Source organism: Klebsiella sp. Shm-1 (assembly GCF_040804525.1).
Lineage (GTDB): Bacteria > Pseudomonadota > Gammaproteobacteria > Enterobacterales > Enterobacteriaceae > Klebsiella > Klebsiella pneumoniae.
Window position 1 is genome coordinate 3,934,224 of the sequence record NZ_CP161823.1, and the last position, 15,722, is coordinate 3,949,945.

General features: G+C 57.1%; 14 protein-coding genes and 1 other annotated feature. Of the genes, 7 read left to right on the top strand and 7 right to left on the bottom strand.

Annotated elements, in window-relative coordinates; genetic code table 11:
- Positions 1 to 16: 16 nt before the first annotated feature.
- The 5 genes from recR to AB1E37_RS19355 all read right to left on the bottom strand — a co-directional run bounded on the left by recR (position 17) and on the right by AB1E37_RS19355 (position 4,091).
- On the bottom strand, positions 17 to 622 hold the full coding sequence (recR, locus tag AB1E37_RS19335) for a recombination mediator RecR (RefSeq protein ID WP_002892177.1): 606 nt from the start codon (positions 620 to 622) through the stop codon (positions 17 to 19).
- Entirely contained in the window at positions 622 to 954 is a 333-nt protein-coding gene (locus tag AB1E37_RS19340; RefSeq protein WP_002892173.1) for a YbaB/EbfC family nucleoid-associated protein, read from the bottom strand. Before AB1E37_RS19340 ends, recR begins: the two co-directional genes overlap by 1 nt.
- Positions 955 to 1,011: 57 nt before the next feature.
- Positions 1,012 to 2,919 carry a DNA polymerase III subunit gamma/tau gene (dnaX, locus tag AB1E37_RS19345; RefSeq protein ID WP_032436950.1) on the bottom strand — a complete coding sequence of 636 codons (1,908 nt, stop codon included), beginning with the start codon at positions 2,917 to 2,919 and terminating at the stop codon, positions 1,012 to 1,014.
- Positions 1,615 to 1,679, bottom strand: a sequence feature (DnaX frameshifting element). (Overlaps the previous gene by 65 nt.)
- Positions 2,920 to 3,011: 92 nt before the next feature.
- On the bottom strand, positions 3,012 to 3,563 hold the full coding sequence (gene apt, locus AB1E37_RS19350; protein WP_004177230.1) for an adenine phosphoribosyltransferase: 552 nt from the start codon (positions 3,561 to 3,563) through the stop codon (positions 3,012 to 3,014).
- Positions 3,564 to 3,713: 150 nt separating this feature from the next.
- Positions 3,714 to 4,091 (bottom strand): DUF454 family protein, encoded by a 378-nt coding sequence (locus AB1E37_RS19355; protein WP_002892144.1) that lies wholly within the window; start codon positions 4,089 to 4,091, stop codon positions 3,714 to 3,716.
- Between the two features lie 69 nt (positions 4,092 to 4,160).
- On the opposite strand from AB1E37_RS19355, the gene priC reads away from it, so the two are divergent.
- The 3 genes from priC (at position 4,161) to AB1E37_RS19370 (ending at position 5,841) form a co-directional block, all read left to right on the top strand.
- Positions 4,161 to 4,688, top strand: coding sequence for a primosomal replication protein N'' (gene priC / locus AB1E37_RS19360; RefSeq protein WP_002892142.1), 528 nt, complete (start codon positions 4,161 to 4,163; stop codon positions 4,686 to 4,688).
- A 12-nt stretch (positions 4,689 to 4,700) separates the two neighbouring features.
- Positions 4,701 to 4,874 carry a pleiotropic regulatory protein RsmS gene (gene rsmS / locus AB1E37_RS19365; protein ID WP_002892136.1) on the top strand — a complete coding sequence of 58 codons (174 nt, stop codon included), beginning with the start codon at positions 4,701 to 4,703 and terminating at the stop codon, positions 4,872 to 4,874.
- A gap of 67 nt (positions 4,875 to 4,941) precedes the next feature.
- Positions 4,942 to 5,841 (top strand): Rpn family recombination-promoting nuclease/putative transposase, encoded by a 900-nt coding sequence (locus AB1E37_RS19370; protein ID WP_032447381.1) that lies wholly within the window; start codon positions 4,942 to 4,944, stop codon positions 5,839 to 5,841.
- A 35-nt stretch (positions 5,842 to 5,876) separates the two neighbouring features.
- Here AB1E37_RS19370 and mscK read toward each other — a convergent pair whose 3' ends face one another.
- Together mscK and acrR are read right to left on the bottom strand one after the other, a co-directional pair.
- The gene (gene mscK / locus AB1E37_RS19375; RefSeq protein ID WP_004177234.1) at positions 5,877 to 9,224 is read right to left on the bottom strand and encodes a mechanosensitive channel MscK; all 3,348 of its coding nucleotides are present in this window, start codon (positions 9,222 to 9,224) and stop codon (positions 5,877 to 5,879) included.
- Between the two features lie 129 nt (positions 9,225 to 9,353).
- The gene (gene acrR / locus AB1E37_RS19380) at positions 9,354 to 10,004 is read right to left on the bottom strand and encodes a multidrug efflux transporter transcriptional repressor AcrR (protein WP_002892080.1); all 651 of its coding nucleotides are present in this window, start codon (positions 10,002 to 10,004) and stop codon (positions 9,354 to 9,356) included.
- Positions 10,005 to 10,146: 142 nt separating this feature from the next.
- Between acrR and acrA the strand changes: the two genes are divergently transcribed.
- The 4 genes from acrA (at position 10,147) to AB1E37_RS19400 (ending at position 15,614) form a co-directional block, all read left to right on the top strand.
- The gene (gene acrA / locus AB1E37_RS19385; protein ID WP_004177236.1) at positions 10,147 to 11,340 is read left to right on the top strand and encodes a multidrug efflux RND transporter periplasmic adaptor subunit AcrA; all 1,194 of its coding nucleotides are present in this window, start codon (positions 10,147 to 10,149) and stop codon (positions 11,338 to 11,340) included.
- Positions 11,341 to 11,362: 22 nt separating this feature from the next.
- Positions 11,363 to 14,509, top strand: coding sequence for a multidrug efflux RND transporter permease subunit AcrB (gene acrB / locus AB1E37_RS19390; RefSeq protein WP_002892069.1), 3,147 nt, complete (start codon positions 11,363 to 11,365; stop codon positions 14,507 to 14,509).
- A gap of 485 nt (positions 14,510 to 14,994) precedes the next feature.
- Positions 14,995 to 15,369: an Hha toxicity modulator TomB gene (gene tomB / locus AB1E37_RS19395; protein WP_002892066.1), complete on the top strand. Its 375-nt coding sequence runs from the start codon at positions 14,995 to 14,997 to the stop codon at positions 15,367 to 15,369.
- Positions 15,370 to 15,395: 26 nt separating this feature from the next.
- A complete protein-coding gene (locus tag AB1E37_RS19400; protein WP_002892050.1) occupies positions 15,396 to 15,614 on the top strand; it encodes an HHA domain-containing protein in 219 nt (72 codons plus the stop codon).
- Positions 15,615 to 15,722: the final 108 nt, after the last annotated feature.

Below are 15,722 nucleotides of genomic sequence, written 5' to 3' on the forward strand. Positions count from 1 at the left end.
GGCCGCCTCCATTTGTTCAGAAAGTAATCTTGTGGCGACCGGCCAGGGAGTGGGACAGCGTGGTGCCGTCGACCATCTCCAGCTCGCCGCCCACCGGCACGCCGTGGGCGATTCGGCTGGCGTCGACGCCATACTGCGCGCACAGCTCTGCGATGTAGTTGGCCGTCGCCTCGCCCTCAACGGTCGGGTTGGTGGCGAGGATCACCTCGGTGATCGACTCCGCCTCCAGCCGTTGCTCCAGGCGATCGAGCCCGATGTCATCAGGCCCGATGCCGTCGAGCGGCGACAGGTGCCCCATCAGCACGAAGTAGCGGCCGGAATACTGCCCGGTCTGCTCAATGGCATAGATGTCCGCCGGACTCTCTACCACGCAGATCTGGCCGTTTTCCTGGCGACGCGGGTTGCTGCAGATATTGCACACCTCCTGCTCGGTGAAGGTGCGGCAATCGGCGCAGTGGCCGATCTCCGACATCGCACGCGTCAGCGCCTGCGCCAGGCGCATCCCGCCGCTGCGATCGCGCTGCAGCAGGGTAAACGCCATGCGCTGCGCTGACTTCGGGCCGACGCCCGGCAGACAGCGCAGCGCTTCCATAAGCTGAGTTAACAGCGGGCTAGTTTGCATCAGAACGGCATCTTGAAGCCTGGCGGCAGTTGCATACCGGCAGAAACGGAAGCCATCTTCTCTTTCTGGGTCTCTTCGATACGGCGCGCGGCGTCGTTGAACGCGGCAGCCACCAGGTCTTCGAGCATCTCTTTGTCGTCTTCCAGCAGGCTTGGGTCGATCTCCACACGGCGGCAGTTGTGCGCGCCGTTAATGGTCACTTTCACCAGACCCGCGCCGGATTCGCCGGTTACTTCCAGCTGAGCGATCTCTTCCTGCATCTTCTGCATTTTCTCTTGCATCTGCTGGGCCTGCTTCATCAGGTTACCCAGGCCGCCTTTTCCACCAAACATAGGCTTCTCTCTCAGTCAGTCATCGTTAAAGGTACTGAATGCCAGTCAGACTGGCATTCAAATGGGGCGAATACTCTCTTCATCCAGATCGGCGTCGAAGAAACGACGCAGGGTCTGAATGTTATTATCCGCGATAATGGCTTCGCGCGCCTGCGCGAGCTTCTCTTCATAAATAGCCTGCCGCCACTCCAGCGGCGTACGCATCGCGGGATTATCGTCTTCCACGATGGTCAATTCAACCGGCGTACCGTACAACACCCCCAGCGCTTCAGCCAGCTTTTGCTGCGCGCTGGCGGAATTGAGGTGGCGCTGGCTGGGACGCAGATGCAGACAGACGCGGCTGCCCTCCTGCTCTTTCCACGCGTTGAGCGCCACCTGCTCGACCAGCTTCGGTACCGCCAGCTGGCTCACTTCCGCCGCCCAGCTGTCGCGCTCGACCGCTTCTTCGGCGAGCTTGGCCGCCAGCTCCGGCGTCTTCTCATGCTCCAGCGCCTTTTTCAGCGCTTTGGGCGTGGCGACTTCGACTTTGCTCTCTTCCACCACCGTCGTCGCCTTCCAGCGATAGGCCTCTTTCTTCGCCGGGGCCTGCTCCAGCGCGGCCGCGGCCGGACGAGCCTGGACGCGCTCGGTAATCGAACTCAGTCGCTCCAGCGCAGCGTTATTCACCGGCCGCGCGCGGGTAGCGGCTGCCGGTTCACTCTTTTTTGGGGTGGTTGCTCCCTGACTGCGCTGCAGGTGGCTGCGGGCCGCCAGCACCTGGCTGGTGGTCGGCGGCAAACTCTGCGGCGACTGTGGCGGCGGCGCGGCGGGGGCAACCGGCTGACGCGGCGCGGGCGCGGCGGCCTGTGCCGGCTGCGCCTCCGGCTCCGGCAGCGGCTTACGCGGATGAAACGCCAGGGCACGCAGCAGCGTCATTTCGACGCCCATCCGCCGGTCCGGGGCGTAAGGCAGCTCTTTGCGGCCAATCAGCAGCGTTTGGTAGTAGAGCTGAACATCGCCGGGCGGTACGGTTCGCGCCAGTTCGCGCATCCGCACTTCGACCGCGGCCATGTCGGCGCCCAGCGCCGAAGGCGACAGCTGAACCATGGCGATGCGGTGCAGCAAGCTCTGCATCTCGACCAGCAGCGCCTCCCACTCGACGCCGCGTGCGGCGGCGTCATTGACGCCCGCCATGACCCGCTCGCCGTCGGCAGCAACCAGCGCTTCAATCAGCGACAGCGCCTGATCGTCATCAAGGGTGCCGAGCATGGTGCTCACCGATGCGGCCGTCAGCTGCCCTTCCCCACTGGCAATCGCCTGATCGGTCAGGCTTAAGGCATCGCGCAGGCTGCCATCGGCCGCCCGCGACAACAGCTGCAGCGCGCGGGGCTCAAAGGCAATCTGCTCTTCGCCAAGAATATGCTCCAGCTGATGGCGGATCTGTTCAACGTCCAGCGCCTTCAGGTGGAACTGCAGGCAGCGGGATAAGATCGTTACCGGCAGCTTCTGCGGATCCGTTGTCGCCAGCAGGAATTTGACGTGCGCCGGCGGCTCCTCCAGCGTTTTTAACAACGCGTTGAAGCTGTGACGCGACAGCATATGGACTTCGTCGATGAGATAGACCTTAAAGCGGCCGCGGGCCGGCGCGTACTGGACGTTGTCCAGCAGATCGCGGGTATCTTCGACTTTGGTTCGCGAGGCGGCGTCAATCTCAATCAGATCGACAAAGCGCCCCTGTTCAATTTCCCGGCAGTTATCGCACACGCCGCAGGGGGTGGCGGTGATGCCGGTTTCACAGTTTAACCCTTTCGCCAGCAGACGGGCGATGGAGGTCTTCCCGACCCCGCGGGTACCGGAAAAAAGATAAGCGTGATGAATGCGCCCTAACGACAAGCCGTTCGCCAGTGCGGTCAGCACATGTTCCTGGCCGACGACGTCAGCAAAGGTTTGTGGGCGCCATTTACGGGCTAAGACCTGATAACTCATGGGCTGGCTCTGAAACGCTGGAAGGTGAAATCACGAAGGGGTCATGCTATCACAGCCCCGCCCGATCGGCGAGGCTATGTGGAGGGATTTGCTTAGTGGCCCGGGAACGGCACCAGACAGTAGCAGTGGATCCCCAGCTTCTCCAGGCGCTGTTCGCCGCCCAGATCGAAGAGATTAATAATGAAAGCGGCATCGTGCACTTCGCCACCGAGGCGGCGGATCAGTTTGACCGTGGCGTCGATAGTGCCGCCGGTCGCCAGCAGATCGTCAACCACCAGCACTTTATCGCCCGGTTTAATGGCGTCAACGTGGATCTCCAGCTGATCGGTGCCATACTCCAGCTCATAGGTCTCGGCAATGGTTTCACGCGGCAACTTACGCGGCTTGCGTACCGGAACAAAGCCCACGCCCAGCGCCAGCGCAACCGGGGCGCCGAACAGGAAGCCACGCGCCTCAGTCCCTACCACTTTGGTAATACCCGCGTCTTTGTAGCGCTCGGTCAGCAGTTCAATGCTAAGCGCGTAGGCCTTCGGGTCTTCCAGTAAGCTGGTGACATCGCGGAAAAGAATGCCAGGTTTTGGATAATCCTCGATACTCTGGATGCTGTTCTTCAGATATTCAAGCTGCTGTGCAGTTGCGGTCATAAGTGTATGCCTGATTGAAACGGTATTACCCACGGGCGTGCAAAAGGGGCCAAAGAAACATTTGTTTAACCTTTGACCAGGCTTGCCCGCGCTCGAAAACGCCAGAATTTACTGGCTGTCGGCAACAATTGCAACAGGCATTATTGCGCATCAGTGCTTTTGTTGCTTTGCGTCAACCACCGGAATGCGCCACATAAAGATCAGCAGACAGGCCAGAATGACCAACAGCATGATGCGCACCCACGTAAGCTTAACCAGCCATAGCGAAATAGCAAAAGTCACCACGATCATCGCAATGGCGCGCGGTTTAGCGCCGCGAGGCATGGCGCGGTACTGTTGCCAGTGGCGAAGATAGCCGCCAAACCAGGAGCGATACAGCAGCCACTGGTGAAAGCGCGGCGATGAGCGGGCAAAGCACCAGGCGGCGAGCAGAATAAACGGCGTCGTCGGCAGCAACGGTAAGAAGACGCCCAGCGTACCCAGCGCTACCGCCAGCCAGCCGATAATGGTTAAAATAACAGGTGGCATAATGCGAATCGTTATCAAACAGATGAGGCTACTGTAGCACAGTTGGCTGACGGAAAATGGAGGGGGTTGGTGAAAACTGCTCAACTTTTACAAACGCTGAACGACCAGCTGAGTGAGCTGGCCGCGCTGGTGGCGCCGCTGGCGGAGCACGCGACCCTCAGCCCGCGCTTTGACCGCCAGCTCTTCCACACCCGCAGCACGCTGATGCAGGCCTATCTGGCGGAAGCCCAACACAACTTTAACCAGCTCCGCCAGGCCGTCGAGCGCCAGCAGCTGCCGCAGGTGGTCTGGATTGCCGAGCGTCTGGCGGCACAAATCGCCGCGCTGCGCCGTGAAACCGCCACCTGGTCCTTGCGCAGTTGGGACCACGCGTCGCCAACGTTGAGCCGCTGGCAGCGCCGTCGCCTGCAGCATCAGGAGTATGAGCGCCGCCTGCTGGCGATGCGCGACCAACGCCAGCGTCAGCTGGCGCAGGCGACCAGCCTTGACGAGCAGCAGCGGCTGGGGAAAGAAGTTGAAGCCTACAGCGGCCGGTTGGCGCGCTGCCGACAGGCGCTGGACAAGATTGAAAACGTACTGGCGCGGCTGACGCGCTAACAGGAGAGCCCGATGTCGCTGGAAAATGCATCCGATGAGGTCAAACTGGCCGTCGATTTAATCATGTTGCTGGAATCGCATCAGATCCCGGCGCAAACCGTGCTGAGCGCGCTGGAAATTGTCCGGCGGGATTATGCAAACAAGTTAAAAAACGCGGAAAGCGGGTCGCAAAACCCAGAGAAGTAGGATGTTGTCTCCGGCAGTGTGCTGGCAGTCTGGTCCTCTGCGCATGACGCCACTGGAGACAATATTGATGGAAAAAGTCAGTCAAACCCCACACGACGCGGTGTTTCGCCAGATGCTCATGCATCAGGCGGTCGCGAAGGATTTTTTGCAGTTGTACCTCCCCGCGCCGTTTCTGGCGATCTGCGAACTGGATTCGCTGCAGATGGTCTCCGGTAGCTTTGTTGAAGAGGACCTGCGCGCCAGCTATTCCGATATCCTTTACTCACTGCGCACGCGTCATGGACCGGGCTATGTGTACGCGCTGATTGAGCACCAGAGTACCCCGGACAAGCTGATGGCGTTTCGCCTGCTGCGCTATGCGCTGGCCGCCATGCAGCGTCATCTGGACGCCGGCCACGACACTCTGCCGCTGGTGGTGCCGATTCTGTTTTATCACGGCAAAGTGAGCCCCTGGCCCTGGGCCCGCAACTGGCAACAGCTATTCGCCGATCCGGCGCTGGCGAAGGCGCTCTATAGCAATGATTTTCCGCTGGTGGACCTCACCGTAATGCCAGATAATCAGATCGCCCGTCATCGGCGGATGGCCATGCTGGAGCTGCTGCAAAAGCCTATCCGCCATCGCGATCTGGCCGAGCTGCAGGTGCCGCTGATTGCGCTGATGACGCAAGGCTATCTGACAGAAGCGCAGCTGAATACGCTGCTGCGCTATATGTTGCAGGCGGGAACTACGGAACATCCGGGGGCGCTGATCCGCACGCTGGCGGCGCAGTCGCCCAGGCATAAGGAGCTGATGATGACCATTGCCGAATGGCTGGAAGAGAAAGGCCGTAAACAGGGACAGCAAGAGGGTGAGCAGGAAGCTACCCGCAGCATCGCCGCCAGAATGCTGGCGCGCGGCCTCGAACGTCAAACCGTGCAGGAGCTCACCGGGCTGAGCGATGAAGAACTCGCCGCGCTGGCGCCCTGATACAGCAGGGGCGGCTTTGCGCCGCCCCTCTTCGCTCAGGACGCGGTGGTGGGCGCCAGATCGTCGCCTTTCCCGTCCCGTTTCACTTCGGTGACTTCATCGCCTTTTTCATTGCGCAGATGAACTTCCAGCTGGTTAAAGGCAATGTTGATGTCATTCTCCCGGCACAGGCGGTCGATGGCGCGGTTGAGCTCATCCACCGTGTAGCTGCGATCGCGCAGTTCTCGAACATACAGACGCAGTTCATGATCCAGGGTACTGGCCCCGAAGGTGGTGAAGAAAACCGCTGGCGCCGGCTCCTGCATCACTTTCGGATGATCGTGCGCGGCCTTCAGCAGCACCTCTTTCACCTTATCCAGGTCTGAGCCATAGGCGACGCCGAGGCGGATCACCACCCGGGTCACGGTGTCGGAGAGCGACCAGTTGATCAAGCGCTCGGTAACGAACGCCTTGTTCGGGATAATCACCTCTTTGCGATCGAAATCGGTGATGGTGGTGGCGCGAATACGGATTTTGCTTACCGTCCCCGAGAAGGTTCCGATAGTGACCGTATCCCCAATGCGCACCGGACGTTCGAACAGAATGATTAGGCCGGAGACAAAGTTACCGAAGATCTCCTGCAGACCAAAACCTAAACCAACCGACAGCGCGGCCGCCAGCCATTGCAGTTTATCCCAGGAGACACCCAGCGCCCCGAATACCGTCATCGCCCCGATAGCGATAATCGCATAGTTGAGAATGGTGGTGATGGCGTAGGAGGTCCCCTGACGCATGTTGAGCCGCGACAGCACCAGCACCTCCAGCAAACCCGGCAGGTTGCGGATCAGCGCCCAGGCGACCATTGACGCCACAATGGCGAACAACAAACTGCCCATCGTCACGCTGCGTACCACGCTGGCCCCCGCCTCGGTACCGTTGTAGTGCCAGAGGGTAATGCTGTCGAGGTAGGCGAAAACGGTGATCAAATCAGACCAAATCGCCCAGAACATCACTGCGAACAGCGCGACCATCACCAACATGGTGATGCGCAGCGTCTGCTGGTTGACCTGCTCGAGAGCGATAGTTGGCTCTTCCTGCGGCTCGGCGCCTTCCGCCCCTTCCTTCACCAGATGTTGACGGCGCGCCAGCGCGCGGCGCCAGGCGATACGCCGCGCCGCCACGCTCAGGCCGCGCAGCACCGTCTGGTACAGCAGGTTCCAGATCATCACCAGATACACGGTCTCGATCCAGCGTCCCGCCAGACGCAGCGTCGTGTAGAAGTAGCCGGTTGCCGTCAGCACCATCAGGGCCACCGGAACGATAGACAACACCGTGATCGTCAGCAGACGCAGGCTGTGCGACTCTTTATCGCGCCAGCTTTCCCGGCACATAGGCCAAACCAGCACCGCGATCAGCAGTAAGTTGAAGAAAATCACCAACTGCCCCAGCACGTCGTCCATCAGGTTCAGCGGCGACAGTTCGGAAATCACCGACCAGAAATTCAGCGGCAGCAGCGCCAGGCTGACGCGAACAATCTGCCGCCGCCAGTGGCTGGTCAACTGCGCCGGCATATTAAAGTGGTTGACCGCGACGCCGTTCTTTTCCAGCACTTTCCAGCACAGGCCAAACACCAGCCAGAACATAGCCAGCTTTTTACTGTACGCCCACAGCAGTCCGCTAATATTTAACTGCATGGTGAGTAAGATCAGACCGATAGCCAGAATCAACAGCACCACCGGTAAGGCGCGGATCAGATCGATCAGGATCGCCTTCGGCGTATGCAGTTGGGTATCGTTGCGCAGCTGTCCCACCTGGGAAGCAAGCTTTGCCTGATAATCCTTGAGCCACTGCAGACGCCAGCGGATGAGGCCGGCAATCAACAGCAGCGGTAAACCGGCCAGGAAAGCGACAAACACCGCAGGCCACGCTTTTTCCCAGTTCACGGTGATTTTCATCGCCTTAAACTGACCTTTCAGCGCCTCCGGGAAGGCCTTAATCCACTCCCAGTCCATCGGTTTATTGCTGTTCACCCAGAAAATTTGCTGGGTCAGAATTTCCTTCAGACTGCTCGAGACGCTCATCAGCTGCTGCTGGTTGATCTGCAGGTTGATGGCCATCATCAGCTGGTTACCCAACTGTTTGTTGAACTGATCAAGCAGTTCGCGACGCATGTCGATCACTTCCAGTAGCGCGGCGTGGACTTCATCGTTCACTTCGCTGCTGTGCCCCTCCTCCAGTTTGGCGACAAAGGCATCGCTCTGGAACAGCGCGTCGCGCTGCTGGTTCACCTCAAACTGTTCAAGCCGCAGGTCGGCGATGCGGTTGGTCATATCCTGCAGCTCATCCGCCGACGGTAATGTCTGTTGCTGTTGGTAAAGAATACGCGACAGCAGCAGGCTCCCCCGCAGAACTGAAATTTGCTCTTTAATATCCCGTTCAGACTGCAGCGCGCGGTCGAGCCAGTTCTTGACCTGGATATTGCGCTGCACCAGCTGGTTACCGTTCTCTGTTGCCTGGATCAGCTTCTCGCTGAGCTGATGGTTAATATCCAGCTCCTGCTTGACCAGCGGGTTGGCCTGAATACGCGCCGTTTCGTCGGGGGTAACCGCCTCCTGGGCGGTTTTCTCGGTCAGGGTCAGCCGTTTGCTGTTCACAGCCTCCTGCAGCAGCTGTAGCTGATGCTCCAGCCGGTTGCTCCAGGCGGTGACGTAGTCACGCTGCTTCTGTAGGGTATCCTGCAGGATAGTGTTGCCTTCGAGGCTCTTGCGCTGTTGCTCGATCTGTGCGTTGAGCAATGCCTGTTGAGCCTGCAACAGCACCTGCTGGGTCGGGCGTAGGGTCTCGTCGCCCACCGAGGTGCCATTCAGACGATTGCGGATCTGCTGCAGCTGCTGGGAGGCGTTGAACATCGCATTTTGCACGCGTTCCGGCTGCGTTTGCAGGGAAACCAGTTGGCTGTTATAGGTCGCCAGATCGTTTTGCGCATTCTGCAGATCGTCCAGCGTCTGGGTGACGCGCGACTCCAGCTGACGCAGGGAGAGCGTACTTAGCGTTTTGCGCGTCGCGTCGTCGTTCGGGACATCGCTCAGGTTATTGAGGCTCTCCACCGCCTGGCGCAGCTTCGCCGGCGCCTGCTCGACCTGCTGTCGCAGCTGTGCCGTCTCGCTTTTGATACGCTCGATTTTATCCAGCGTTTCCAGCGTCTGAGTCAGATCCTGCTGGACCAGTTTGTCCTGCGGAGTCAGTTCTTTTTGCTTGTTTAACGTATTGAGCTGGCTCTGCACCTCTGCCCGATCGGGGAGATCCGCGGCGCGGCCCTGGACTGGGCTGAAAAGGCCAATAAAACAGAGCAGCGTGATAATAAAGATGAACGTGGCGCGTTGCCTGGAGATCGTGTGCAGCATAGTTAATATGAATGAATGCAAATGCCGGAGAATACCGGGGGTCGTCGCAAGCGCGCAGAATAGCACTTCTCAGCGCTGGCGAATAGCGGCGGACGGCGCTAAAAATTCATGCCCATCCGCGCGCTACCTTTAAGCTGACAAGCTCTCCGGGCCGCGTAGCGTCGGGCAGAATTGATACATCTCCAGCAGAATAGCGACGTAGTCCCGCGCTTCCGCATGCAGGTCGAACGAATCGGGGGCAAACAGCCAGTTTTCCATCAGCCCGGAAAGGTAGCTGCGCATTAACACGGCCGCCCGCCGGGTGAGTAAATTGGCGGGCAGCAGCTTCGCCGCGATGCACTCTTTCAAGGTCTGCTCGATACGCTCATAACTCGCCAGGGAGAGCTGCCGCTGGGCCTGCTGCACCACGGTCATTTCACCGACGAACTCACACTTATGATAGATAATCTCCATCATTAATCGTCGACGTTCTTCTGTCACTGTCGCTTCAAGAACATAGACTAGAATCTCCCTGATAACTGAGAGTGGATCGTTGGGGAATTTTGCCCGATACTCAATTTCGAGATCGCTAATACTGGCGTCTGACAGCTCCCAAATTTCGTTGAATAAATCTGATTTATTCTTGAAATGCCAGTAGATAGCCCCCCTCGTTACACCCGCAGCTTTTGCAATTGTTGCCAACGAGGTAGATGATACGCCTTGCTGCGAAAACAGACGCAGAGCAACATCCAGAATCAGTTGCCGGGTTTCACGTGCCTGTTGTTTGGTTTTTCGTGCCATAGGTTAATGACTTTACAGAGGTTACGTTTACATACATTTGTGAATGTATGTACCATAGCATGACCATAATAGAAAGACTGTAGTGGGTTTGTGGTTGTTTGAGCCACTGAACATTTTGAAATTGGACACTCGAGGTTTACATATGAACAAAAACAGAGGGTTAACGCCTCTGGCGGTCGTTCTGATGCTCTCAGGCAGCTTAGCGCTAACAGGATGTGACGATAAACCGGCTCAACAGGGAGCCCAGCACATGCCGGAAGTCGGTATTGTGACGCTCAAATCCGCACCTCTACAAATAACCACCGAACTGCCAGGCCGCACCAGCGCCTATCGCATTGCGGAAGTCCGTCCTCAGGTCAGTGGCATTATTTTAAAACGTAACTTCGTGGAAGGTAGCGATATCCAGGCCGGCGTCTCCCTGTATCAGATCGATCCAGCCACCTATCAGGCCAGCTATGACAGCGCCAAAGGCGACCTGGCAAAAGCCCAGGCGGCGGCAAACATGGATCAACTGACGGTCAAGCGTTATCAGAAACTGTTGGGCACCAAATATATTAGTCAACAAGACTACGATACCGCCGTTGCGACGGCGCAGCAGAGCAATGCGGCCGTGGTCGCGGCGAAAGCTGCCGTTGAAACCGCGCGCATCAATCTGGCCTACACCAAAGTCACCTCGCCGATCAGCGGCCGGATCGGTAAATCCGCCGTGACCGAAGGGGCGCTGGTACAGAATGGTCAAACGACCGCCCTGGCAACCGTTCAGCAGCTGGATCCGATCTATGTTGACGTCACCCAGTCGAGCAATGATTTCCTGCGCCTGAAGCAGGAGCTAGCCGACGGCCGCCTGAAACAGGAAAACGGCAAAGCGAAAGTGGAGCTGGTGACTAATGACGGTCTTAAGTATCCGCAGTCCGGCACGCTGGAATTCTCGGATGTCACCGTCGATCAGACCACCGGCTCAATCACGCTACGCGCTATTTTCCCGAACCCGGATCACACCCTGCTACCGGGGATGTTCGTCCGTGCCCGTCTGGAAGAAGGGATTAACCCTGACGCCCTGCTGGTACCGCAACAGGGTGTTACCCGTACGCCGCGCGGCGACGCCAGCGTCATGGTAGTGGGTGAAGGCGATAAAGTCGAAGTCCGCCAGGTGACTGCTTCTCAGGCGATCGGCGATAAATGGCTGGTCACTGACGGTCTGAAATCCGGCGATCGCGTTATCGTCACCGGCCTGCAAAAAATCAAACCAGGTGTGCAGGTAAAAGCGCAGGAAGTAGCTTCTGATGATAAACAGCAAGCCGCAGGCAACGCGCCATCAGAACAAACCAAGTCTTAACTTAAACAGGAGCCGTTAAGACATGCCTAATTTCTTTATCGATCGCCCCATATTTGCATGGGTGATCGCCATTATCATCATGCTGGCTGGGGGATTATCGATCCTCAAATTGCCGGTGGCGCAATATCCGACGATTGCGCCGCCAGCAATTTCCATTACCGCCATGTACCCCGGTGCTGACGCCGAAACGGTGCAGAACACCGTAACTCAGGTTATCGAACAGAATATGAACGGTATCGATCACCTGATGTACATGTCCTCAAATGGCGACTCCACCGGTACGGCAACCATTACGCTGACCTTCGAATCCGGTACCGATCCGGATATCGCCCAGGTTCAGGTTCAGAACAAGCTGGCGCTGGCGACACCTCTGCTGCCGCAAGAAGTACAGCAGCAAGGGATTAGCGTTGAGAAAGCGTCCAGCAGCTTCCTGATGGTTGTCGGCGTCATTAACACCAACGGCACCATGAACCAGGACGATATTTCGGACTACGTGGCGGCCAACATGAAGGATCCGATTAGCCGTACCAGCGGCGTCGGCGACGTTCAGCTATTCGGTTCCCAGTATGCGATGCGTATTTGGATGGATCCAAACAAACTGAACAACTTCCAGCTTACGCCGGTGGATGTGATCAGCGCCCTGAAAGCGCAGAACGCCCAGGTGGCCGCGGGCCAGTTAGGCGGTACGCCGCCGGTGAAAGGCCAGCAGCTTAACGCCTCGATCATCGCACAGACGCGTCTGACCAATACGGAAGAGTTTGGCAACATCCTGCTGAAGGTGAACCAGGACGGTTCCCAGGTTCGTCTGCGTGATGTCGCCAAAATTGAGCTGGGCGGCGAAAGCTATGACGTAGTGGCGAAGTTTAACGGCCAGCCGGCATCCGGTCTGGGTATTAAACTGGCTACCGGCGCGAACGCGCTGGATACCGCCAACGCTATTCGCGCTGAACTGGCGAAGATGGAGCCGTTTTTCCCGTCGGGGATGAAGATCGTTTACCCGTATGACACCACCCCGTTCGTGAAAATTTCTATTCACGAAGTGGTTAAAACGCTGGTGGAAGCGATCATCCTGGTGTTCCTGGTCATGTATCTGTTCCTGCAGAACTTCCGCGCCACCCTGATCCCCACCATCGCGGTACCGGTGGTCCTGTTAGGCACCTTCGCGGTGCTGGCGGCGTTTGGCTTCTCGATAAACACCCTGACGATGTTCGGGATGGTGCTCGCCATCGGCCTGTTGGTGGATGACGCCATCGTGGTGGTAGAGAACGTCGAGCGCGTGATGGCGGAAGAGGGTCTGCCGCCGAAAGAAGCGACGCGTAAATCGATGGGACAGATTCAGGGCGCGCTGGTTGGTATCGCTATGGTGCTGTCGGCGGTATTTATCCCGATGGCGTTCTTCGGCGGCTCAACCGGGGCCATCTATCGCCAGTTCTCCATCACTATCGTTTCCGCGATGGCGCTGTCGGTACTGGTGGCGTTAATCCTGACGCCGGCGCTGTGCGCCACGATGCTGAAACCCATTCAGAAAGGCAGCCATGGCGCGACCACCGGCTTCTTCGGCTGGTTTAACCGCATGTTTGATAAGAGCACGCACCATTACACCGACAGCGTAGGCAACATTCTGCGCAGCACCGGTCGTTATCTGGTGCTGTATCTGATCATCGTGGTGGGTATGGCATGGCTGTTCGTCCGTCTGCCGAGCTCGTTCCTGCCGGACGAGGACCAGGGTGTATTCCTGAGTATGGCGCAGCTGCCTGCCGGCGCCACACAGGAGCGTACGCAGAAAGTGCTGGATGAGATGACGAATTACTATCTCACCAAAGAGAAGGACAACGTGGAATCCGTGTTTGCGGTTAACGGCTTCGGTTTCGCCGGCCGCGGCCAGAACACCGGTATCGCGTTCGTTTCGCTGAAAGACTGGAGCCAGCGTCCGGGTGAGGAAAACAAAGTTGAAGCGATCACCGCGAGAGCAATGGGCTACTTCTCGCAGATTAAAGATGCGATGGTCTTCGCCTTTAACCTGCCGGCTATCGTTGAACTGGGTACCGCGACCGGCTTTGACTTCGAGCTGATTGACCAGGGCGGTCTGGGCCACGAAAAACTGACCCAGGCGCGTAACCAACTGTTTGGCATGGTGGCGCAGCATCCTGACGTGCTGACCGGCGTGCGCCCTAACGGTCTGGAAGATACACCGCAGTTTAAAATCGATATCGATCAGGAGAAAGCTCAGGCGCTGGGCGTCTCCATCAGCGACATTAACACCACGCTGGGCGCAGCCTGGGGCGGAAGCTATGTCAACGACTTTATCGACCGCGGCCGCGTGAAGAAAGTGTACATCATGTCCGAAGCGAAATACCGTATGCTGCCGGAAGATATCGGCAAGTGGTATGTTCGCGGCAGCGATGGTCAGATGGTGCCGTTCTCTGCTTTCTCGACCTCGCGTTGGGAATACGGTTCGCCGCGTCTGGAACGCTACAACGGTCTGCCGTCACTGGAAATCCTCGGTCAGGCCGCGCCAGGCAAGAGTACCGGTGAGGCGATGGCGCTGATGGAAGAGCTGGCGGGTAAACTGCCTTCCGGTATCGGCTACGACTGGACCGGGATGTCTTATCAGGAGCGACTGTCCGGCAACCAGGCCCCTGCCCTGTATGCCATCTCGCTGATTGTCGTCTTCCTGTGTCTGGCGGCGCTGTATGAGAGCTGGTCGATTCCGTTCTCAGTTATGCTGGTCGTCCCCTTGGGTGTGGTCGGTGCGCTGTTAGCCGCCACCTTCCGCGGGCTAACCAACGACGTTTACTTCCAGGTGGGTCTGCTGACCACCATCGGCCTGTCGGCGAAGAACGCAATATTGATCGTTGAATTCGCCAAAGACCTGATGGAGAAAGAGGGCAAAGGGCTGATTGAGGCGACGCTTGAAGCAGTACGTATGCGTCTACGTCCAATCCTGATGACATCTCTGGCGTTCATCCTCGGGGTAATGCCGCTAGTTATCAGCTCCGGCGCCGGCTCCGGTGCGCAGAACGCCGTCGGTACAGGCGTAATGGGCGGGATGGTGACCGCGACGATCCTGGCGATCTTCTTCGTGCCGGTGTTCTTTGTGGTGGTTCGTCGCCGCTTTAGCAAAAAATCAGAAGATATAGAGCACAGCCATCAGGTTGAGCATCATTAATCTTCACTCCTGAACAAAGGGCCGCTACCGCGGCCCTTTTTTATCACTGGCTGGCAAGGCACATATTGCCATTGTTTATTTTTCGTTCTGCATTTAATATATATTGATATGGCGCAGGCTATTTTTAGCAGCTTGTTCAACAACTCGGGATCGGCAAACACTCATTTACCAGGAATAATCTTACTATCATTATCCACGGGTCGGCGGTTTCTGAACGCGACAGCTGCCTGCCTTAAACCAATGATTCATAAGATTTCTCTATTTCTCCGGCTGTGGGCCAGCGCCTGCGAAATTAATTCGTCTATTTTTAAGATAATTTCTCGCTGATAATTGTAATTTTTCGTAATAGCACGATGAAATCTGTTGGAGAGTGGATTATAGTTAAATCAGCAGGATTACTCAGTTAGTGTCAGGTCAGTTAGTCGTGTTCATCCCACAACGGTGTTTGCTAGTCGTCGTTTAAACCACTCAAAAGGGGATGCGTTATGGACGAATACTCGCCAAAAAGACATGATATTGCACAGCTACGCTTTCTCTGCGAAACGCTGTATCATGACTGCCTTGCAAACCTGGAAGAGAGCAACCATGGCTGGGTCAACGACCCGACGTCGGCTGTCAATCTCCAGTTAAATGAATTGATCGAGCACATTGCCACATTCGCTCTTAATTATAAAATTAAGTATGCAGAGGATAATAAGCTGATCGCTCAGGTTGACGAATATCTGGACGACACTTTTACGTTGTTCAGTAACTACGGCATTAACTCTACGGATTTGCAAAAGTGGAAAAAATCCGGTAACCGACTATTTCGTTGCTTTGTCAACGCCAGCCGGGAAAACCCGGCCAGTCTATCGTGTTAGAATTATTACAATCAAAAGGTGGAATTATGTCTGATAAGCCATTAACTAAAACAGACTATTTGATGCGCTTACGTCGTTGCCAGACAATTGACACGCTGGAGCGCGTCATTGAAAAAAATAAATATGAACTGTCTGATAATGAGCTGGCGGTATTTTACTCAGCTGCCGACCATCGTCTGGCGGAACTGACCATGAATAAGCTATACGATAAAATCCCGACCTCTGTCTGGAAATTTATCCGCTAATTTACGCGTACTACGTGGTCTGCTGGCCGGACGGTACGGGTCAGCCGCCGCAGGGTATCTTTGTGATAGACATCACATCATTCAGCCAACAGCAACCCTGTAACCGGT